Source organism: Sulfurimonas sp. (genome assembly GCF_023229025.1).
GTDB lineage: Bacteria > Campylobacterota > Campylobacteria > Campylobacterales > Sulfurimonadaceae > Sulfurimonas.
In genome coordinates this window covers 1-20841 of sequence record NZ_JALOAA010000034.1, presented here as the reverse complement: position 1 = coordinate 20841, position 20841 = coordinate 1, and the positions used below count along the sequence as shown (strand labels likewise).

General features: G+C 37.0%; 22 protein-coding genes. 10 read left to right on the top strand and 12 right to left on the bottom strand.

What is annotated here, in order from left to right; all coding sequences use genetic code 11:
• A partial coding sequence (locus M0Q20_RS08595; protein WP_295060650.1) for a CopD family protein occupies positions 1–367 on the top strand: 367 nt, incomplete at its 5' end.
• Positions 368–466: 99 nt separating this feature from the next.
• On the opposite strand, the gene M0Q20_RS08590 is transcribed toward M0Q20_RS08595, so the two are convergent.
• From M0Q20_RS08590 to M0Q20_RS08575, 4 genes are all read right to left on the bottom strand, one after another.
• Positions 467–781 carry a hypothetical protein gene (locus M0Q20_RS08590; protein WP_295060647.1) on the bottom strand — a complete coding sequence of 105 codons (315 nt, stop codon included), beginning with the start codon at positions 779–781 and terminating at the stop codon, positions 467–469.
• A 69-nt stretch (positions 782–850) separates the two neighbouring features.
• Positions 851–1072 carry an AAA family ATPase gene (locus tag M0Q20_RS08585; protein WP_295060644.1) on the bottom strand — a complete coding sequence of 74 codons (222 nt, stop codon included), beginning with the start codon at positions 1070–1072 and terminating at the stop codon, positions 851–853.
• A 9-nt stretch (positions 1073–1081) separates the two neighbouring features.
• The gene (der, locus tag M0Q20_RS08580) at positions 1082–2554 is read right to left on the bottom strand and encodes a ribosome biogenesis GTPase Der (protein WP_295060641.1); all 1473 of its coding nucleotides are present in this window, start codon (positions 2552–2554) and stop codon (positions 1082–1084) included.
• Positions 2555–2665: 111 nt separating this feature from the next.
• Positions 2666–3244: an LPP20 family lipoprotein gene (locus tag M0Q20_RS08575; RefSeq protein WP_295060638.1), complete on the bottom strand. Its 579-nt coding sequence runs from the start codon at positions 3242–3244 to the stop codon at positions 2666–2668.
• A 95-nt stretch (positions 3245–3339) separates the two neighbouring features.
• Here M0Q20_RS08575 and M0Q20_RS08570 point away from each other — a divergent pair, with 95 nt between their 5' ends.
• Positions 3340–3783, top strand: coding sequence for a phosphoribosyltransferase (locus M0Q20_RS08570; protein ID WP_295060635.1), 444 nt, complete (start codon positions 3340–3342; stop codon positions 3781–3783).
• An 11-nt stretch (positions 3784–3794) separates the two neighbouring features.
• Here M0Q20_RS08570 and M0Q20_RS08565 read toward each other — a convergent pair whose 3' ends face one another.
• The 3 genes from M0Q20_RS08565 to M0Q20_RS08555 form a co-directional block, all read right to left on the bottom strand.
• Positions 3795–4547: a DnaJ domain-containing protein gene (locus M0Q20_RS08565; protein ID WP_295060632.1), complete on the bottom strand. Its 753-nt coding sequence runs from the start codon at positions 4545–4547 to the stop codon at positions 3795–3797.
• 24 nt (positions 4548–4571) lie between these two features.
• On the bottom strand, positions 4572–5366 hold the full coding sequence (locus tag M0Q20_RS08560; protein ID WP_295060629.1) for a DUF3108 domain-containing protein: 795 nt from the start codon (positions 5364–5366) through the stop codon (positions 4572–4574).
• Between the two features lie 76 nt (positions 5367–5442).
• On the bottom strand, positions 5443–6453 hold the full coding sequence (locus M0Q20_RS08555) for a hypothetical protein (protein WP_295060626.1): 1011 nt from the start codon (positions 6451–6453) through the stop codon (positions 5443–5445).
• 67 nt (positions 6454–6520) lie between these two features.
• Between M0Q20_RS08555 and M0Q20_RS08550 the strand changes: the two genes are divergently transcribed.
• The 8 genes from M0Q20_RS08550 (at position 6521) to recG (ending at position 13831) form a co-directional block, all read left to right on the top strand.
• Complete coding sequence (locus M0Q20_RS08550) at positions 6521–7408, top strand: DMT family transporter (protein WP_295060656.1); 888 nt, start codon at positions 6521–6523, stop codon at positions 7406–7408.
• Positions 7409–7434: 26 nt separating this feature from the next.
• The gene (gene kdsA / locus M0Q20_RS08545) at positions 7435–8256 is read left to right on the top strand and encodes a 3-deoxy-8-phosphooctulonate synthase (RefSeq protein WP_295060653.1); all 822 of its coding nucleotides are present in this window, start codon (positions 7435–7437) and stop codon (positions 8254–8256) included.
• 1 nt (position 8257) lies between these two features.
• Entirely contained in the window at positions 8258–8722 is a 465-nt protein-coding gene (ribH, locus tag M0Q20_RS08540) for a 6,7-dimethyl-8-ribityllumazine synthase (protein WP_295060623.1), read from the top strand.
• Positions 8723–8724: 2 nt separating this feature from the next.
• Entirely contained in the window at positions 8725–9129 is a 405-nt protein-coding gene (gene nusB / locus M0Q20_RS08535) for a transcription antitermination factor NusB (protein WP_295060621.1), read from the top strand.
• A 29-nt stretch (positions 9130–9158) separates the two neighbouring features.
• Positions 9159–9602, top strand: coding sequence for a DUF302 domain-containing protein (locus tag M0Q20_RS08530; RefSeq protein ID WP_295060618.1), 444 nt, complete (start codon positions 9159–9161; stop codon positions 9600–9602).
• Entirely contained in the window at positions 9587–10639 is a 1053-nt protein-coding gene (locus tag M0Q20_RS08525; protein WP_295060616.1) for a dehypoxanthine futalosine cyclase, read from the top strand. Before M0Q20_RS08530 ends, M0Q20_RS08525 begins: the two co-directional genes overlap by 16 nt.
• Positions 10640–11926, top strand: coding sequence for a pitrilysin family protein (locus M0Q20_RS08520; protein ID WP_295060614.1), 1287 nt, complete (start codon positions 10640–10642; stop codon positions 11924–11926).
• Positions 11927–12010: 84 nt separating this feature from the next.
• A complete protein-coding gene (recG, locus tag M0Q20_RS08515) occupies positions 12011–13831 on the top strand; it encodes an ATP-dependent DNA helicase RecG (protein WP_295060611.1) in 1821 nt (606 codons plus the stop codon).
• Here the strand turns inward: recG and raiA are convergent.
• The 5 genes from raiA to M0Q20_RS08490 all read right to left on the bottom strand — a co-directional run bounded on the left by raiA (position 13828) and on the right by M0Q20_RS08490 (position 20640).
• Entirely contained in the window at positions 13828–14370 is a 543-nt protein-coding gene (gene raiA / locus M0Q20_RS08510; protein ID WP_295060608.1) for a ribosome-associated translation inhibitor RaiA, read from the bottom strand. The two genes, recG and raiA, sit on opposite strands and share 4 nt — an antisense overlap.
• 66 nt (positions 14371–14436) lie before the next feature.
• Complete coding sequence (locus M0Q20_RS08505) at positions 14437–14946, bottom strand: hypothetical protein (protein ID WP_295060606.1); 510 nt, start codon at positions 14944–14946, stop codon at positions 14437–14439.
• Positions 14922–15830, bottom strand: coding sequence for a Tfp pilus assembly protein FimT/FimU (locus M0Q20_RS08500; protein WP_295060603.1), 909 nt, complete (start codon positions 15828–15830; stop codon positions 14922–14924). The genes M0Q20_RS08505 and M0Q20_RS08500 overlap by 25 nt, the downstream gene beginning before the upstream one ends.
• The gene (locus tag M0Q20_RS08495; RefSeq protein WP_295060600.1) at positions 15830–16447 is read right to left on the bottom strand and encodes a hypothetical protein; all 618 of its coding nucleotides are present in this window, start codon (positions 16445–16447) and stop codon (positions 15830–15832) included. The genes M0Q20_RS08500 and M0Q20_RS08495 overlap by 1 nt, the downstream gene beginning before the upstream one ends.
• On the bottom strand, positions 16441–20640 hold the full coding sequence (locus M0Q20_RS08490; RefSeq protein WP_295060598.1) for a hypothetical protein: 4200 nt from the start codon (positions 20638–20640) through the stop codon (positions 16441–16443). Before M0Q20_RS08490 ends, M0Q20_RS08495 begins: the two co-directional genes overlap by 7 nt.
• Positions 20641–20841: the final 201 nt, after the last annotated feature.

Below are 20841 nucleotides of genomic sequence, written 5' to 3'. Positions count from 1 at the left end.
ACTTTTTTATTTGCCACGCCTTTTTGTATATCATGCAGAAAATATTGATAATGAGGGTTTTGTAAAAGTAGTAAAAATCATGGAGATGAAAATCTACAAATATATCGGTGTCCCTGCAATGTGGGCCACCGTTTTAAGCGGTGCTTATCTTTCATACGAACTCGGCTTTAGCGGTAATGGCTGGCTACATGCTAAAATATTTTTTGTTCTTATTTTGATTGCCTATTTCTTTTCGCTTGGATTTTTCAGAGTTAAGTTCTTAAATGATGAGTGCACAAAAAGCGGTAAGTTCTTCAGAGCTTATAATGAAGTTCCAACAATTTTACTACTGATTATAGTAGCTATGGTAATTATCAAACCATTTTAAAAGCTACTCTTTGGTACTCTGGCATAGCCAATATGCCACTGTACGTAGTAGATAAAAACAAAATATTAAAAAATAATTTTACAAAATTACACTAAAAATTTAATACAAAAATCCAAACAACCAAAGCGGAATTTTATTCCCAAAACCACTCTCAATATCATCGGCTATTATAAAACTGTTTTCTATATCTTTTATCTGTTTATACTTTTTATTTTTACCGCCTATCTCTGCTGTATATCTATCATTAATTATAAAATCGCCTTTAGATGCTACAAAAAAAGTCTCTCTTATTGTTCCTATCTCTTGATTTTGAAAGTAAAATGGATAGAAGCCGTACTCTAAGTACTCCCTCCAAAATTCCAAAGGTTTAAAAGATTTAAAATCTATATTTACTATCTCTAAATGGTTTTTCAAAATATCTTCAAGCGTGTAGCTTGAGAAAGTAGTATCGAGTTTTATCTCTAAAAACTCTCTATATGAGAGTCAATTTACTCTATAAAGTACAGTTCGCCTACTTAAATCTGCTTTTGAGTGTTCTATATTTATAGCGGATGAGCCTAAAAAGATGATTTTTATATCAAGCATATCATGCATCTGTTTTAGTTCTATTTCAAAATTTTTGTACTTGTGAATCTCATCTATAGCTAGAATTTCACCGCCTAAAAGAGAAAACTCTTTTGCAACTTCAAATTGATTGCAACCCAATTATCTACCTTACTTCTCTCCGCGCTTTTTGGCTTTAAATAAAACAGGAGTTCCGCTAAAGTTAAAAGCCTCTCTTAATTTATTTGTCAAATACCTTCTATATGTAAAGTGAAGCCCTCTTGGCTTATTCATAACAATAGCAATTTTCGGCGGTCTTGTCTCATACTGAGTTGCGTAGTAGATTTTTATAATCTGCCCATGCATAGATGGGAGATTGTGTTTTCTCATAGCTTTTTGCAAAACATCATTAAGATCAGATGTTTTGATGCGCTGAGAGTAGTTCTCATTTATCTCTAATATCATATCATGAAGCTTATCGACTCTTTTATGAGATTTTGCGGAGAGAGTAACGATAGGTGCGTAAGCTAAAAACTTAAATCTGTCTCTAACCTCTTGTATGATTTTGTCATAATCTTCTCTATTTGCAATGTCCCATTTGTTTAAAACTATGATACATGCAAGGCGGTTGCTATCAACTAGACCCGCAATCTTTTCATCAAGATCTAAAAAAGGTTCACTTGCATCAAGTACTACTAGAGCCATATTTGAGTTCTCAAGCATCTCTTTTGTGCGCATAAGAGCAAATTTCTCAATTCCTACAATCTTGCCGCGTCTTCTAAGTCCTGCCGTATCTACAAAGGTAAGCTGTTTACCTTTATACTCAATGCTCTCATCAATCGGGTCAATAGTAGTTCCGGCAACGCTGCTTACTACGGAGCGCTCCTGTCCTAAGAGGGCGTTTAAAAGAGAGCTTTTTCCTACATTTGTACGCCCGATAATAGAGATTTTTATATGATTTATATCATTTTCATCAAACTCTTTTATCTTGTCGTTTTGTGCAAAGATAGAGTCATCCTCAAACTCCTCTTCATTTAAGTCTGTATAAAAAAAGCCGTCATCTTCATCGCCGTGCTCCATAAATTCAAACTCTTGCTCATCTTCATCTACTATATTTACATCATCATCCTCTTCATCACTCTCTTTTAGGATATCTGAGTCAGGTATCTTGTCATGTATCCACTCAAGTAGAGGAACAACACTTCTGTTATGTGCAACGGATATGCCAAAGATTGCATCTGTTCCAAACTCATAAAAGTCCCAAAGATTATCTTTCATCTTGTCGTTGTCAATTTTATTTACAACTAAAGCTACATCTTTTCCCAATGTTTGAAGTTCGTAGAAGAGTTTTTTATCATTCTCTTCCGGAATACTTTTGCCATCAACCATATATAGAATTATGTCTGCTTTATGTGCCGCTTCAAGGGATTTCTCTTTTATGCGATCAAAGAGTTCGCACCCTTGGTCAAGTCCTCCTGTATCTAGAAGCAGGGCTTGTTTATTTATAATGGTAACGGGTCGTCTTTTAACGTCTCTTGTTGTTCCGGCTATATCTGATGTAATTGCATCTCTTTTTTTGACAAGTCTATTAAAAAGTGAGCTTTTACCAACATTTGGACGGCCGATAATGGCGATTTTTTTCATATTTATACCTAGATGAAGAAGATTGAATTTGTAGTTTATTCGCAATTATAGCGAAATATAAGGAGAGTTTTAGATTTGCTAGCTTATAAAAGTTTATAAGCTAGTGCAAAATTAATCTTGAGGAAACTCTTTTTCTAGCTCTTCAAGAGCATTTTTAGCTTTAAACTGCTGCCAAAGAGCTTGATCATTTTTAAAGCTTGTTCTGATATTGTTTTGAATCTGCTCGTTTGCAGAATTTTTAGAGACTGTAACAAGCATATATATAGCGCCGGAAGGTGCAGTCCACATGTCAATGGCTTTAGAACCGACTAGATTTACTTTTGCAACCTGTTTTGTCACGGTCTCAATCGCTTTATCCACAGTCTCAATCGCACCGACACCGGTTGTTCCGGTATAGATTGATATCTTGTCTTTGACCTGAGATTCAATCTGTTGAGCTAAATCTGAGCGGCCATTAGCCATAGCCACTCTTCTCATGTGATCCATTCCAGCCGCACTCTTCTCAGCTATACCGATGCCCGCATAAGCATCCTCTACATCAGGGATACAAGTCCATTTTGGAGCAGTGACTCCTTCTTGTTTACAAGCAAAATCCACACTTCTGTCTTCGGGTTTAGCATCTTTGCTACAACCTGTAATTAGGGATAAAAATAAGCCTGCTATTAAAATTGATGAAACAGTTTTGATCATTTCTCGATCTCCTTTTTTTTCTAAAATCATTGTATCAGTTTTAATCTTAAATCATATTTATTATATTTTGCTTGTTAGTTGTATATAATATGCGCATGAAATATTACAGTTATGAAGATTTTAAAACCGATACGACTTTTTTGATAGATAGAGTAAGAGATGCTAAGTTTGAAGCTATAGTTGCAGTTGCAAGAGGAGGGCTTACTCTCTCTCATGCCATGGCAGAAGGTTTGGATATACGTCAAGTCCAAAGCATAAGAACTGAGCTTTATGATAAAACTATAAAAAGAGGCAGGCTAAATATCTTTGACACGTGCCATCTTGAAGGCGTAAAAAAAGTACTAGTCGTTGACGATATAGCAGATAGCGGAGATACATTAGAGGCTGTCATGGAGTATTTAGAGAAAAAATATGAAGATATAGAGTTTGTCTCATGTACTCTTTTTTATAAAAAAACGTCTCTCTATGAGCCCCATTTTTGGATAAATGAAGCTGACGATTGGATTGATTTTTTCTGGGAGAGAGATTTTTTAAAGTAGGTCTTTGAACTCTATTTTTTGTGAGCTTTTATCATCTCATAGGCTTCATTTATCTCTTGAGTTTTTCTCGTTGCCTCTTGCATATATGCATCATCCTTGCCTTGAGACTTTATAATGTCGGGATGATACTCTCTTATTAACTTTCTATACGCTTTTTTAATAACATCCATACTGTCGCTCTCGCTTACTCCTAGTAGCTTGTAAGCATCGCTTATGTTTACTTTAGGAGCGGCATTTTGCATGATTTTTTCAAACTGATCAAACATTGCATGGTAGCTGTTTGGATCAAATGCTAATGCCTCGGCGATAGAAGCTAACATCTCCTCTTCACTTTTGCTAACTACCTTGTCAATAAATGCAAGTTGGATTAAAAATCCCATAAACTGGTGCTGTTTTGCTCTATCTCTTTTGATTTTTATTGCTAAAGCAGCAGCAATCTCTCTAGCACTTTGAGTACTCTGTTTATGTTCGTTAAAAATCTCTTTTAGTATATCTTTTGTTTTTTGCGGTTGGGGAAAGAGTGCAGAGATGTCATCAAACATTATCCCTATAAGCTGAGCTTCGAGAGCATCTACTCTACCGTCTGCTTTGGCTACTTTTGCAACAAGTGCGACAAAAAGACCAAGCTCGCTGTTTTGCAGAGACTCTTTGCTTATCGAGAAGTTTTTAAATGCTTCTTGCGAGTAGTGTGTATATCTTGAGTAGCTTTTAAATATCCAGTAGAAAAATCCGGCTAAAATTGCCAAAAATATTATATTTCCCATTTGTATCCTTTTATTTTTTATTCTCTAATTGTAGCTTATTTCATGATGAGTTCTTTTGGCTGTAATCTTTCCAACCCAGAACACTTCGCCAAGAAGAGCCTCTTTAAGCAGTCCGTCATTATCAAAAGCTATAAGCACATCAACTATCTCATCATCTTTGTCAAAAGGCACTACGTTGAGGTTATATATATCCTTTATATCCTCTGAGAAGTTAACTACTGCAGACTCTCTCTCAAGCCCCTCTAGGCGAGATATCGTAATGTCGTTTTTTTCATCATGAGCACCGACTGCTATTAATTTATAAGAGTTTTCATCAGAGTTGCATGTAGAGTCGGTATTAAGGTAGTAGCTAAGCACATCACCATCTTTGTAAAGATCTAAGAGACGCTCCTCTTTGGAGTTTTTTGTTACATCTTCTGAAATAATTTTAAAATGTTTTGAATCGAATCTTGTTTTTGTGACTAGTTTTGTCTTCTCTTCTATAAATTTTATCTCTTTTTTATCATGGTCAAAATGGTAGGTTTGAACTCTTGTTCTTCTATCTGTCTCTTTTGTAGCGACAAACAAATCTGGAACATATCTGCCTTCAACAATCTTACCCTTGCTGATAAAAGTTTCAACTCTGTTTTTTAAAAGTACAGCAGCAATACCTATCGTATTTGCAACTAATTTTATCTCATAACTATTCTCTTTTTCTTTTAACGTTATCTCTGCATAACCGACATTTCCAAGCAGACTTACATGAACGTCATAACGCATTGAAAAATCTTTACTAAAGAGAGAGATCGAAAATAAAAAAAGCATTAAAAAATATTTCAAAAGAGTACCCTTCTATTTTTGTATTATATTGATATATATATTTAATTATAATGTGAAATTATACTATATAAATTATTTAAATACGCCCAAAATAGAAATCAACATTGAATTGAAGTACATAGTTTGGTTCATACTCATACTGCCTATGAAAACTTACACCGGAAGTTAACTCAAGCGAGATCCATCTTTTAAATATATGTTGTCGCCAAGAGGCATAAGTTGAATAGTCGCTTATGCCATTATATGGCGATGGAGCGACTTCGCAACTATATTTTGAGTTGCCCCAAAATTGCTGAGAGAAGCTAAGCCCTTTTTTGCTTGAGAGGGTCATGTAGTGGGAAAAAATAACGGCATAATTAAACCCGGCTACATGTGCTTGTGTCTTGCGGTGCAGGGTAGTTCTAAATATGGAGTTCTCATCTAATGCTCTGTTAAAATAGATATCAGTCTCTTCACTCCAATCTGATTCAAGAGAGTACTTAAATTGCTGAGTAGGCTGAATAAGCCACTTGTCGGCTTTGAAGTCTTTAGAGTATCTTGCTCTTGCATATGGAGTTAAGCTACTGATTCCAACAGAGTATTTTGATTTTATATCTTTGTAGATAGGTGCAAAGAAGTTAATTCCAACTTGAGTATTTGTCTCTTTAGATATAGTAGGCACATCGGATACAAAGTAATTATCTTCAATGTCACTGATAAAAAGCTGAAAACTTTTTTTAGTTCTGCTTAGGGGTATTTGAGCTCTTATTTTATAATTATAATCCGTTGACTCTTTTGATTGAAGTGTAGTTCCAAGACGAAGTCTGATAAAACTTTTTTCAAGCTCCTCAATAAATTTTTCATCTTTAAAGAATTCATCAACAGAGCTAATTGTCTTTTGTTCTGCTGTTTCATTAGCATCAGAGTCACTTACCCATCTGCTTATGCTGCTGTCAACACTACTAAATAGATCAACAATATAGTTTGAAAACTTTTTGTGTCCATCATCTATATATCCATTAAAGGATTGTTCTGTTGTATTGTCATCTGCAAGCAAAGTGGTGGCTAAAATCATATATATTAAAAGAGTCACAATGCGTAACGACATACCACCCTCCATTATTAATGTAAATTATAACGTAATTTTAATTCAAAAGATTGGTATACTTTCGTTCATGAAACAGTTAAAAAAACTAGATAACGGTGTTAAATATATGCTCTTTGCATCCTTTTTGTTTGCAATTATGGGTGCATTTGCAAAGCTTGCTTCTGAGCATATGAGTTCACTTGAGGTTGTATTTTTTAGAAACATATTCGGCGTTATTTTTATAGGCTACGCACTCTATAAAACTCCAATGAGAAGCAAAGGGGGAAGACCTTTTTTGCTTTTTTTTAGAGGAATGATGGGTTTTTTGGCACTTTTGGCATATTTTTACAACATTGCCCATATTCCACTCGGCGATGCCGTAACATACTCAAAGACAGCGCCTATCTTTACGGCAATATTTGCATGGCTTTTTTTGAAGGAGAAACTTACACTAAGTGCATGGATTGCGGTATTTGTAGGTTTTAGCGGCATTGTTCTTATAGCGCAGCCTAGCGGAATCGGCTTTAGTAAGTATGATTTGCTTGGAATTTTTAGCGGAATCGGAGCTGCACTTGCATATACGTCTGTAAGAGAGCTTAGAAACTATTATGATACAAGAATGATAGTATTATCATTTACTCTTGTAGGAACGGTAGGTCCAATCCTGCTTTTTATGCTCTCAAGCTATTTCTATATACCGGAGCTTGATTTTATGCTTGGAGAGTTTATTATGCCAAGCGGAGTTGTATGGCTATATGTAATCGGGCTTGGGGTACTTGGAACGCTCTCTCAATACTTCATGACAAAGGCTTACGGGGAGACAAAGGCAGGAATTGTGGGGGCAATAAGCTATACAAATATAATTTTTGCTATTTTTGTCGGTGTGATGCTAGGTGATGCGCTACCTAGCTTTACGACAACTTGCGGAATACTCCTTATTGTAATTGCCGGAATTACGGTTGCAAAATCTAAATAATTCTAAATTAAATCCATTATGCTATAATCACTCTCTATTTTTTAAAAGGTAAATATATGAAATTACTCGCCGGACCTTGCGTTATAGAGAGTGAAGAGAATATCTTTAAAATCGCCAAGGCTTTAGAGATTTATCAAAATGACAAAGCAATAGATTTCTATTTTAAATCCTCTTTTGACAAAGCAAACCGTACATCACTAGATAGTTTTCGCGGTTTGGGGATAGATGAGGGACTTAGAATTTTACAAAAAGTAAAAGATGACTTTGGGTATAAAGTTGTAACAGATGTGCATGAGTCGCATCAGGTGGCTCAGGTTGGAGAAGTTGTCGATATGCTCCAAATCCCTGCATTTTTATGTCGTCAAACAGATCTGCTCGTGGCATGTGCTAAAACTACAAAAGAGATAAATATCAAAAAAGGGCAGTTTATAAATCCGCCCGATATGAAATACTCGGTAGCAAAAGTGCTAAAAACACGCGGTTGTGATGAGGTAAGCTATGAGGCTTCAAAAAAACATGGCGTTTACCTCTGTGAACGGGGCTCATCATTTGGGTATGGAAACATCGTTGTAGATATGCGCTCGCTTGTTATCATGAGAGAGTTCGCACCGACTATTTTTGATGCAACGCACTCGGTACAAGCTCCGGGTGCACTTGGCGGAAAAACGGGCGGAGACAGAACAATGGTGCCATACTTGGCAAGCGCGGCAGCAGCAGTCGGGGTTGACGGTTTTTTCTTTGAGACGCACTTTGATCCGAGTGCAGCGCTTAGTGACGGACCAAATATGATAAAATTAGATGAGTTAGAAACAATAATAAATAAAATTAAAAAGATACGGGAGATATAAAATGAGATTAATTGAAGGACAACTAAAAGTAGTAAACGGTAAAAAAATAGCAGTAGTAAGTACAAGATGGAATCACTTTATAGTGGATAGACTTGTAGAGGGTGCAAAGGATGCATTTGCCCGCCACGGTGGAGATGATGCTGATTTGACACATGTTTTAGTTCCGGGTGCATTTGAACTTCCTATGATAGTTGACCAGCTTTTAGCAAGTGGTAAATATGATGCTATCTGTGCCTTGGGTGCCGTTATCCGCGGGGCAACTCCTCATTTTGATTATGTATCGGCTGAGGCGACAAAGGGAATTGCTACAATGAGCCTTAAGTATCAAAAACCCGTATCTTTTGGGCTTTTGACTACTGACACAATCGAGCAGGCTATTGAGAGAGCCGGTACAAAGGCAGGAAACAAAGGTTTTGAAGCAATGACAACCGTTATTGAGATGTTAGATTTGTATGAGAATTTATAATTATGGCTACAAGACATCAAGCCAGAATGGCGGTTGTAAGCCTATTATATGCATTTGACTTAGGCAATGGAAATATTGCAGAGCATACAGATGAGATTTTAGAAGAGAAGAAGATTAGAAACAAGCAGAGGGATTTTGCACTTACTCTTTATGAGGGTGTTATGCAAAATCTAAAACCCATAGACGAAGCTATTATAAAACATCTAGTAGATTGGGATTTTCAACGCCTTGGAGCCATTGAGAGGGCAACGCTCAGACTCGCAACCTATGAGATACTTTACGGGGAGCTTGATTGCGCTGTTGTTATCAACGAGGCAGTTGAGATTACAAAAGCGTTTGGAACGGAGCAGTCTCCTAAGTTTATTAACGGTGTTTTAGACGCTATTTCAAAAGACAAATCTGAATAAACTAACTAATTCTAGAAAGGATGAAAATAGTGCAAAAATTGTTAATAATCTTGACATTTGGAATTAGCCTTATGGCAAACGATATAATACTCAAGGCAAGTGAGTGCAGTGTTGACGCAACGCTCAATAATATAAAGAGTATTTTAAAAGAGAGAGACTTGAGCGTTTTTGCTGTTATAGATCATCATAAAAATGCTAAAGAAGTTGAGTTAGAACTCAATGAATCAAAAGTTGTAATTTTTGGAAATGCAAAACTTGGAACGGTTTTAATGCAACAAGATATAAAAGCTGCTCTTGATCTGCCCCTGAGAATTTTAATTTATAAAGATAGCAACGGCAAAGTCAAGATGGCTTATAGAGATGGCACTTGGCTGACAAATCAGCACACTTTAAATACAGCACAAAAAATTGAACAAGTTAACAAGGCAATGGAAAATATTACCACTAAAGCGGGACAATGTATAAAAGATTAACAAAAGAAGAGGCTCTTAATTTAATCAAGAGTGCCGACTTAAAAGAGCTAGGACGTATGGCAACAGCTCGTAAAAAAGAGCTCCATCCGGATAACGTTACAACTTTTGTAGTTGACAGAAATATCAACTACACAAATATCTGCTGGGTTGATTGCAAATTTTGCGCATTTTATAGGCATGAGAAAGACGCAGATGCTTATGTACTGACTTTTGATGAGATTGATGCAAAGATAGATGAACTTCTGGGTATTGGCGGAACGCAGATACTTTTTCAAGGCGGAGTTCACCCAAAACTAAAAATTGAGTGGTATGAGGATTTAGTAGAGCATATACACAAAAAATATCCCACAATTACAATTCATGGCTTCTCCTCTATAGAGATTGATTTTATTGCCAAAGTCTCACGCATAAGTGTTGAAGAAGTTTTAGAGAGACTACACGCAAAAGGGTTAGCCTCTATACCGGGAGCAGGGGCTGAGATACTAAGTGATAAAGTACGCGATATAATTGCCCCAAAAAAAATCGACTCCGAGGTTTGGATAGACATTCACAGAAAAGCTCATAAGCTGGGAATTATGTCAACGGCTACGATGATGTACGGAACGGTTGAGAGCGATGAAGATATAATAGAGCACTTTGATATGATTCGCAAGCTTCAGGATGAGACGGGAGGTTTTCGCGCTTTTATCATGTGGAGCTTTCAGGGTGAAAACACGGAGTTGTTGCGCCAGATACCCGATATGGACAAACCCTCTTCAAATCGCTATTTAAGGCTTCTTGCGGTTGCAAGACTCTACCTTGATAATGTACCTAATATTCAAAGCTCTTGGGTTACACAAGGTCCATATATCGGGCAGATGGCATTGATGTTTGGAGCAAATGATTTAGGCTCAACGATGATGGAAGAGAATGTAGTAAGCTCTGCCGGAGCGGCTTACAAGATGGCAAAGAGTGAAATGGTTCATCTCATACGAGATGTGGGCGAGACACCTGCTGTGCGAAACACAGCATATGAGATTTTAGAGAAATTTGCATAGATGAAAAAAATAGCTTTAACACTACTGATTTTAGGAAACATAATAATGGCAGCAACAATAGATGAGATAAAAGTAAAAAGTTTAAAAGTGCCTCTGATTTTTGAAGAGGACAAGAGGTTGCCTCTGGTGACTATGCAGTTTATTTTTGAAAATAGCGGAAGCATTGCTGATGGCTCAAAAGCGGGTTTGGCTAAATTTAGTTCAAGAGTTATGAACGAGGGGACTAAAAAACTCGGCTCAAGCAAATTCGCAGAGTTGCTTGAGAGCAAAGCCATACATATATCAGCATCAACCGGCAAAGAGACTTTTGTGTTAGAACTTGGCTGTTTAAAAGAGGAGTTTGACGAGGGACTCAAATATTTTGGGATGCTTTTGAGTGAGCCAAACTTATCTCAAGATGCAGTAAAGAAGGTAAAAACTACTACTCTAGGCTCCCTTGCAAGAAAAGAGAATGATTTTGACTATATAGCATCAAATGAGTTAAAAGCGCTTCTTTTTAATGATAGCGTGCTTGCAAATCCATCTTCAGGGACAATTGAGAGTGTAAAAGAGATTTCGTTAAAGGATGTAAAAGAGTTTTTATCAGACAATTTAGTTAGCTCAAAATTAATAGTTGCTGTTGGCGGTGATGTTGATTTAGAGTCAAGCAAAGATAAAATCTCAAAAATTATAGAGTTGCTTCCTAAAGGAAAAGCTAGTAAGCCTAAAAAGTATGAAGCTTCGGGGGATGCAAAAGAGAAAATAGTTTTAAAAGAGACGCAGCAGGCTTATATCTATTTTGGCTCTCCTTATGATATAAGCGTAAACTCTCAAGATTATTATAAGGCGAGAGTTGCTACTTTTATCTTGGGAGCCGGAGGCTTTGGTTCACGGCTAATGGAGGAGATAAGAGTTAAAAAAGGGCTTGCCTATTCAGCTTATGCAAGATTAAGTGTTACAAAATCAAGTAGCTACATGAGCGGTTATCTTCAGACAAAACTTGAGTCACTCAAAGATGCCAAAGAGACCGTAAAGTATGTTGTAGAAGATTTTGTAAAAAACGGTGTTACCGAAGATGAGCTTGAGCAGACTAAAAAGTTTCTGCTTGGAAGTGAACCGCTAAGAGTAGAGACGATGAGTCAGAGACTTCATAGAACTTTTATGGAATTTTACAATGGGCAAGAGCTTGGAAGCTCATTAAAAGAGTTACAAAAGATAGAAAAATTAAAGCTAGAAGATTTAAATAGGTTTATCAAAGAGCACAAAGAGATTTTAGATATGAGCTTTGCAATAGTAACTAAAGAGTAATATTGAGTTTTTATATTGCATTTTGCAATATTTTATAGCACCTCTTATAGAAAGTCGCTATTATAACTGTAGCGAGGATTTAAGATGAAAATAACAAAAGAGCAAGAGGATAAGTTTAAAAAACTTGGGATAAGCAGCTTTGCGGAGCTTGCTCTTATTGTCCCCTTGGGTTATGAAGATTTAAGAGTTCACAGCAGGCTTCAAATCCACTCCATGCAACTTATAGATGCTACTGTTGAGTCGGTTTATAGAGGGGCAAATTCACTTCAAATCACTTTTTTTGTCCATAATTTCGGTCATACTATTACAGGTGTCATGTTTCGTCCTAAACCATACATGATGCACCAGTTCAAGGTGGGTGAGAGAGATTACTATTATGGGATGGTTGAGTGTAAGAGCGGTTCATGTAGTATAAGTATGCCTAAAAAAGTAACAAATATCGGTGCGATTACCCCAAAATACAAATCAGTTCTAAGAAGCGATGTTATGCTTAGGCTTATTAAGAGCTCTTTGACAAAAGAGAATTTACTTTCAGAGGGATTAGGCGAGGAGATTGCAGATGAGCTTTTAAAGATTCATTTTCCCACACAAACAGCGCCAAATCTAAAAAATTTGGAGCCTAAAACCATAGAGGCTCTTAAATATACGGAACTTTTTGTCTATATGAAACAGCTCCAAAAAAAAAGAAGATACTTCCAAGCGATTAATTCTGCGCATCAAGATTATAGAGAGTGGGCATCAACGCTTCCTTTTGTATTAACAGATGAACAACTTAAGGCCATTGAAGAGATAAAAAAAGATTTAAGCAGTGATATTTCAGCAAAAAGAATGGTAGTTGGAGATGTTGGAAGCGGCAAAACTATGGTTATCTTGGCATCTTGTGTTATGATGATGCCAAATCGCTCTATTCTTATGGCACCCACGACAATATTGGCAAATCAGCTCTATGAGGAGGCTAAGAGGTACCTTCCTTTTATGAAAATAGTGCTTGTTACAAACAGAACTAAAAAGATAGACCTAGATGAGTATGACTTTATCATAGGAACACATGCGCTGCTCTACAGAGAACTCCCTGAAGCCGCCCTTGTCATGGTAGATGAGCAGCACCGTTTTGGAACAGCTCAGAGAAATATGCTTGAAAAACTTGTAAGTTTGGGAGATAAAAAACCGCACTATTTGCAGTTCTCAGCTACACCTATTCCTAGAACTCAGGCCATGATTGAGACCGCGCATATAGATGTATCGCTAATAACATCAACCCCCTTTAAAAAAGATATAACTAGCAGAGTGATACATAAGCATGATTTTAAAGAGTTATTGTTTCATATAGAGAGTGAAATAGCTAAAAAAAATCAAGTTCTTTTGGTTTATCCGCTTGTTGAGCAGAGTGAATTTTTGGAGTACCAAAGCATTGATGAGGCGAGAGGATTTTGGGAGAGAAGATTTAAGAGTGTTTATGTAACACATGGAAAAGATAAGGAGAAAGATGAAGTTTTGTCAGGTTTTGCACAAAATGGAGATATACTCATAGCCACAACTGTTGTTGAGGTTGGTATATCTTTGCCTCGTCTTAGCACAGTTGTTATAGTCGGAGCTGAGAGGCTAGGACTCTCAACTCTGCATCAGCTTCGTGGACGTGTAAGCCGCAAAGGGCTAAAAGGGTACTGCTTTTTATACACAAATCAGAACTCATCTGAGCGGCTTGATAAATTTGTACAAACGACAAGCGGTTTTGATATCGCAAATCTTGATTTGAAGTTCAGAAAAAGCGGTGATCTCTTAAAAGGTCATAATCAGAGTGGAAGTCAGTTTCGATGGGTTGATTTGGCAGAAGATGAGGAGATAGTCAAATGTGTAAAAAGTGATTTAAACAAAGAGAGGAGTCTCTCTTTGCATGTAGATTAGTATAGTCCGAACCTTCCATCATTTCTTTTGTAAAGGACACGTGTTTTATTATCATTATCTAAAAATATTTCAAACAACTTGTTTGTATCTTTTAAATCATTTAAAACATCCTCTACCTCTCTTGGTTTATAAAGCGAGAGTTCAACCGGCACTATCTCATCCTCCATAGACTCACTAATCTCATTTAAGTTTACACTTAGATTTGACTCACTTTTAGCTTCGTTTATGCCATCTTTGTAGTGATTATTATCTTTATCATGTATGCGACGTAGTGCTTTTTGCGCTCTTGAAGTTGCCAAATCTATAGCAGCATAAAGGTCTTGATCGCTTTGTTTGATTACAATAGAGTTTTTATGAGCAAGCTTTATCACATACTCAACAACAGAGTGCTCTTTATTTTTTTTTGTTTGAGTTGTTGCAACTATATTTACAGAGATAATATCCATGTTATATTTGCCAAGTGTCTCAATAGATGCATTCATATGAGTTTTAATAGGTTCAGTAAGCTCTATTTGTCTTCCTGTTAATGTTATATTCATAATAAATCCTTTAGTTTGTAGATGTATAAGGATTATAGCATTAAATAGGTTAGAATGGCTTAGAGTTTATAGTTTTTGGATAGTTCTTCTAAAGTAACTAATAGGTTCTGTTGTTATGTTCGCATCATTAACACTAACGGTTACATCCATTAAAACAGAGCCGTTTTGTTCAGGAGTTGTTATATATATAGGAACACCTCCGGGGCTATATGGAGTACATATCGTGCCTGCAACATTAGTAGTAACTCCAGTGTATATATACCGCATAGTAACATTTGCGGTGTAGATAGAGCCTCCAAAATCAGTTGTATAGTTATTTTGACACCCATTTGTTGCAATCTCTAAAAGTGCTAACTCTGCAGCACTTTTAGCATGTAGTGCTACTTGTTCATAAAGATACAAATCAACTGTTTTTTTGCTGGTCTCCGTAGTTAGGGCAAGTGATAGAGCCATAATAGTAGAGATGATGACGATAACTACAATTGCCATAATCATGGCAAAGCCTGAACGCTTCTTTAGAAAAAGCCCTCTTTTTTTATGAGAAGTTATTTTTAAAATACTGTTTTTTCTTTGCATAACGAATACTCCTCTACTAAATCGCTCTTAACACACACCTGCAGCTTGATGATTGAGCCAACGGCTCTAAACTGAAATGTACTTACATCCTCCATAAGTGTTACTGCTGTTCCATCTGCGGCATAGCTCTCACCTTCCCACGGCTGGTAATCATACCACAGTGTTAAAGTACCTGTGTTTGTACCGGCATCGTAGTTAGTTATCCCGACTGCATATGCTGTCCATGCAAGTTGATAGTACTCATAAACGTCAACACCTGTGAAATTGTTATCTGCTCCCGTGGCTCCGTTTGTCGGAATAAATTGGTTTGCAACACCATTGCTTCTTATTGGGTGCATAGCTTCATTTTGTGTTGTGATTGCACCGATAGCAGTATCCCATCCATATCCCGTTCGTATATCGCTATCTGAGCCGACAAAGTATATAGCGGTATTATTAATATCGCTTCCACCGTTTGAGAGTACCCCAATTAGTGTGTTTAATGCTACTGTGTCAGTTCCGGGAGAGACTAAAGTAGTAGAAGTTGATAAATCAAGATCTATTATTCCGCTCCAGTGTGGTAGAACAGCACTATTTCCACGAAAACCGTCAATATCTGTACCGACCCACTCTAAAATTGGAGCTGTCAAGTCAGTGTTACTTGCAAGTGCCTGAAAATTGCCGTCTGTCTGCCTTGCTATGACAGAATCTTTTATGCGGTATTGAAGTCTTGCTGCTATGGTCTCGGCAGCAGAAGTACTTTGTGATTGAAGTCTATTATTTACGCTTGAGAAGATAAAATTTTGGTATGCTTGAGAGAGAAGCTCAACTCCAAATTTTGCTAAAATTCCCATAATTACTATAACAAAGATAAGCTCTAGGAGAGTAAAAGCGGCTCTACGCATTAAAATCTCCTCTTGAAGTAGTCTATCTCTCCGAGATTAGCACTATATATACTAAGACGAGTTATTAAAGTTGTTCCGTCAGCTTCAAATATAGAAACTGTAAGCTCCTTTACATTTACATCTCCCAATCCCATAGCTATTTCCATCTGGCTTTGGTATGTGTCTTTATATGTTGCAGCGCCTGCTAGCGGGTTGTCAAATATATTACCAACCCCATGTACACTCATGTTTAAACTAGGAATAAGTAGCTCGGCAGCAGTATAGTTGACACCCGCAGCCACACTACTATCTAAGCATCTTCTATGAAAGGGTTGATTTATATGCCCCGGTCTTAATCTATCAGCATCACAATTTGAGTCAACATCAACGACTCTAGATAAGCTGCTAACATTAATGTCTTCTATAGACCTGTTGTCCCAATAGTATGTTGTTGCTTCCATCAGTTCGGCAGAAGCCGCAAATATAGCTTCTTGAACTATATTCTCCTCTACTCCCCTTGAAGTTACTTGAATCATCATAGGAAGAGACATAACGGAAATAGCTATAACAACGATAGCGAATATAAGCTCTAGCATGGTAAAAGCGGATCTCATAAGAGCGTTACTTCTATTTACCACATTAGTCTCCTGTTGGTAGTTGCACCACCTACACTTCTCGTTGTTGTATCAGTTTCACTCTCGCCTGTCCAGTCTCCTACATTGTCAAATTCAACTTGAAACTCGTTTCTATTAGCGAAAGGGTTACTTTCGTTGTAAATCAACCACAAAGAAGCATTATTTTCCATTGTTGTTTTATATGGGTAGCCCCTGCTCCCATCATAGTCAAGAGTTGTAACAGATGGATTTCCAATAGGATTGTCTGTTGCAACTACAGTATCAGCGGGCACGTTAGCTCCGCCTCTTTGTACAACAATACTGACATTACCGTCGTTAGCAATGTTATGATTGTCATTTATAAACCATCTTACGTCATCTACTCTTCTAGAGTTAACGCCGTTTGGCAGAAGAGCTCTATCACATGTATTGCCGCCAACAGTACCAAAACAGTAAGACTCAAAGTAGATATTGGCTGTGCCTGTATTTCCATCATACCTCTGTCTTGAAGCATGAGTTCTGCCGTAGAGATGAGTTAGGTTTAAATCTAAATTTATTGTTCCTTGAGTTGTTTTATCTGCAACTAAATCAGCATTCATTGTACAATCTGTCGGCGTGGAGCAGTTTGCATCATAAGCAGAAAATGTTATCCTTTCAGGGTTTAACACATTAGTTACATTTCTGTCAAAGTTTAAATTTAAAATAGTGTTCGCAGCTCCGCTATTTGACTGATTAAAATCATTTGTCCCTAAAGTTATTGTTCCGGCAGGATTATTCATAGTTCCATTTTGATCAGTTAGAGGCAAGCCGTCACCGTTATGGTATCTATATCTATAGTTAGTCGCACCTGATATTGCTGATTTGTTTAGAGTTAAAGCTACAGGTTTTGCATAACAGTTATCTACAAAGTTGCTTAGTGTTGAGTTGTCTTCACCAAGTGCAGTTACAGGGCCTACTAAATGAAGAGACATCTCTTCATTTAACAATACATTAGACATATAAATAAATGGATTTCCAGAAAAGTCGGTGCTGTTGTTCTCCCCACGCGATGGAGCTATGCTGTCTAAGTCAAATCTATAAGGGTGAAAAGTTAAATCATGATCTTTATATACGCGTCCGCCTTCATCACTGCCATGGTCTGTACGTATCTCACATCCATACCTACCGCCGACTAGGGTTGAAGATGTTGAACCGGTAATGCAGTCATCACCGGATGCAAAACCTCCACTAACAGATGTATCATGATGTGCCATATTTTGCCAATCTACAGCCGTCCAAGAGGTATCAGTAATATTTAATCTATACTCTCCCACTTCAGAGAGAAGACGCTCTTCATTCTGCATTACTCCATTAGCAACATAAAAAGGGATATTTTCATCTGAGATATTATTGCATCCTGTTTTAGTGCTTTGAGGATCCCAAAACATAGTTGCTTTATAATCACTTGCTCCATTGAAGTAGCGTGTGTAACCTTTTACAGAAGACAAACCATCATGTCCGGTTGCTGTAATATCAAAACGATAATTATATCCAGCAGCTAAATTCATTCTCCCTGCCGGTGTGGTAGTAGGAGTGTAACCTACTTGTGTTGAGAGGTCAATTTTGGTTGTGTTCTTTGGATTTGACGGGTCGGTTATTATGTTGTAATCTGGCAATAACTTATCTACATCATAAATACGAAGATCGTATGATTCTGGGCGAATAGAAAAGTTGTCACGCGAGCAAAGTGGTTGAGCATAATTGTTTTTTATACAAGTAAAACAAGTAGTTGAGGTAGAATCCGAACACTCTACACTGCACTGTGTATGAACATCACTTTTATATAATCCAGAAATCGACAAGAGAGTTTTATTGCTATTTGTTGTACTTGCACTCCAATCTTGAATTAGTGTTCCATTTTGGTCATTAAAGTACCAAACACGAAATGCCGCATTCTTAACGGCAAAATTGTAGTAGTCAGCACTTTGTGGCGTAATGTCCGCTTGATAATTAGAAGGCGTAAAGTTTATAGGAACAAATATAGGTTCTGACAAGGAGGAGTCAGGATTTGAACAAGATGCATTTAAGTCACCAAATGCATCAACATCTATAATTTCAGCTAAAACGGTTGTGTTTACATTTGAAATCGGTGCTTCATTATTTCCTGTTGTAGGCGTTGAATCAAAGACAACAGAGGTGTTAAAAGGGTTACGAGAAATCTGCGTGAGAAGATTATTTTTAATATCATCGTTTGCTTGACCGCTTTGGACAACATTGAATTGTCCCCAAGCCGGAGTATAAAAAGCTGTAGGAGGGCAGAGTGGAATATTCTCGCCACCGAGCAAATAATCAGGATATACAATTTCTTTACCTCCAGCAGTAATATAATATCTCAGTGATAAACCAAGTGGCTCTTCTAGCTCTCCTAAACCTGTTATGTTTTTAGGGCTTAGTTTATATTTTGTGAATATATAGTCCCCGGCATCTAGGGAGCCATTTCCTTTTCTAATGTCATGTCCATTTGTACACCCATTGTTTGCTAGAGAGTTGTCTCCATTTTCATCATACTCACATAGAGGGTCTGTGAAAGTTGGCGGACCTCTGTCAATGAGAGCCGAACCGTTAACGTTTGATGTATAAATATTACCTGTCTGATCAAAAATAGTATCATTTACATCCGCTTTTAAAGCTATTCCTTCTGCTACTATGTCGGCTTCTTGGTTTCTTAGATAGACAACTATCTCTAAATCAGAAGATGATACTGTTGAGTCTAAGTGTGCTACCGGATAAGCATCTCTATCTACACTTAAATAACTTCCATCTTGTTTTATTGAGTAGTCATAACACATCTGTGGAAGATATAGTTCTGTTGAAAAGACTATTAAAGATGGAAAATAGGTATCACCAATTGAAGTAAATTGAAATTTTGCTCCAATTTCATCATTTGTAATAATATTTCTAGCACCACTTGTTGTTCCTGTATCATATTTGTGTATATCTATACCGTTGTTGTTTGTCAAATTGGGACTTCTTGTTCCATCTACGTCAACTCTAGAGTCAAATGTTCCTATATCTTGTAAAGCAGTATTATATGTTGCTCCAGCCATTCTTATAACGTCACCTGTGATATACTTATCACCTTCTCCTGTAAATACATAGGTTTTAGAGTCTACTGAACCGGCTTTAGGAGTTAAAAATCCGCTAACAGATATATCAATATTTCCAGTATACTTAGTAACCTGTTTATAGCCATCAAAGATAGTTATATTTCTTGCACTTGCTTCATCTGGGTCTTTGTAAATTACAACTAATGTCCAAGCTCCATATGCTCCCAATCCATCAGGTGTGTCCCCTGTAATTGTATAAAAATTTGTTGTATCTATATAGTAAGTTCCACTGCCATTTACTACACTTGAAGCGTCGGCACTAGCAGAGTATATAGGAATGCCATCGGTTGTGTCATAATCTTTTATATCGGCAGTAAGAGATGTAAATACTCCAGCGCTTCCTTTTCTGATACCGATTACTCCGGCATCAGTTTTAGATGTAGAATCCCAAGTCTCGTTATCATTTTTACGCCCTTGCCAATATATACGAGCGTATTCAACAGTAGCATTTGTAGGTAAAGTAAGAGTAGAGTAAGAGATAGGCGCTTTTTGTAAATTAGTTCCAGCATTTGAAGCAGTTGTAGTCGGCTCAACACATACTCCACCGCTTAGTATACAAAGAACAGTATTTCCAATTACTTTTACATCTCCAAATAGACTTGTTTGGGTTCGTTGTACAAAATCACGCCCCCCTGTGGTTTCAGTTCCATCAGAGAATGTAAAAACCAAAGTATATGCTTGAGAAGTTGAGTGTCTCCTCTCATAAGCAATAACTATCTGCTGTCCTGCATTAACATCTATTGTTGAAGATGACTTTTCATTTGAGTTATCAGTATCACTCCAAAGAGTAGTTGAGCATCCATCTATTATATAGAGTGAGTTGGAGTAAGCGCCCATGCTAGAGTTTACCTGAATTGTACCGTCTACAGCAGGAGTAAAATTGTAGTAGTGAGTAGTGTACCCAGATATAGTGTCATTTATAGTAGCATACGCAGGTGCTGTTGCCCCATTTAAGCCTGAAATGGTCTCTCCGGGACATAAATTAATATCTGCGTTTAAACTGGGTAAAGTAAGAAAACCTATAATGTTAAAAAGAAAGACTAATCGTAAGAAATATTTCACAGTTTTCATCCAATCCTCCAAATAAAACAGTAATTATTACATAATATATAGCATTTTATATATAAGTAAGCTTAATAGTTGCTTAATGTTTTGCTTGGAAGTTTTAATTATATATGACATCTATTAGAAATCTATTTTTTCAAAAAATCAGAAATCTTCTCTGCTACGCCGTATTTGGCAGAGTCGCTTAAAATTACTTGGGCGGCTCTG

Excerpts from the sequence above, each read along its gene's own strand:
- der (WP_295060641.1), bottom strand. The coding sequence starts at position 2,554 with ATGAAAAAAATCGCCATTATCGGCCGTCCAAATGTTGGTAAAAGCTCA.
- M0Q20_RS08575 (WP_295060638.1), bottom strand. The coding sequence starts at position 3,244 with ATGATCAAAACTGTTTCATCAATTTTAATAGCAGGCTTATTTTTATCC.
- M0Q20_RS08570 (WP_295060635.1), top strand. The coding sequence starts at position 3,340 with ATGAAATATTACAGTTATGAAGATTTTAAAACCGATACGACTTTTTTG.
- M0Q20_RS08565 (WP_295060632.1), bottom strand. The coding sequence starts at position 4,547 with ATGGGAAATATAATATTTTTGGCAATTTTAGCCGGATTTTTCTACTGG.
- M0Q20_RS08555 (WP_295060626.1), bottom strand. The coding sequence starts at position 6,453 with ATGTCGTTACGCATTGTGACTCTTTTAATATATATGATTTTAGCCACC.
- M0Q20_RS08550 (WP_295060656.1), top strand. The coding sequence starts at position 6,521 with ATGAAACAGTTAAAAAAACTAGATAACGGTGTTAAATATATGCTCTTT.
- ribH (WP_295060623.1), top strand. The coding sequence starts at position 8,258 with ATGAGATTAATTGAAGGACAACTAAAAGTAGTAAACGGTAAAAAAATA.
- nusB (WP_295060621.1), top strand. The coding sequence starts at position 8,725 with ATGGCTACAAGACATCAAGCCAGAATGGCGGTTGTAAGCCTATTATAT.
- M0Q20_RS08525 (WP_295060616.1), top strand. The coding sequence starts at position 9,587 with ATGTATAAAAGATTAACAAAAGAAGAGGCTCTTAATTTAATCAAGAGT.
- M0Q20_RS08520 (WP_295060614.1), top strand. The coding sequence starts at position 10,640 with ATGAAAAAAATAGCTTTAACACTACTGATTTTAGGAAACATAATAATG.
- recG (WP_295060611.1), top strand. The coding sequence starts at position 12,011 with ATGAAAATAACAAAAGAGCAAGAGGATAAGTTTAAAAAACTTGGGATA.
- raiA (WP_295060608.1), bottom strand. The coding sequence starts at position 14,370 with ATGAATATAACATTAACAGGAAGACAAATAGAGCTTACTGAACCTATT.
- M0Q20_RS08505 (WP_295060606.1), bottom strand. The coding sequence starts at position 14,946 with ATGCAAAGAAAAAACAGTATTTTAAAAATAACTTCTCATAAAAAAAGA.
- M0Q20_RS08500 (WP_295060603.1), bottom strand. The coding sequence starts at position 15,830 with ATGCGTAGAGCCGCTTTTACTCTCCTAGAGCTTATCTTTGTTATAGTA.
- M0Q20_RS08490 (WP_295060598.1), bottom strand. The coding sequence starts at position 20,640 with ATGAAAACTGTGAAATATTTCTTACGATTAGTCTTTCTTTTTAACATT.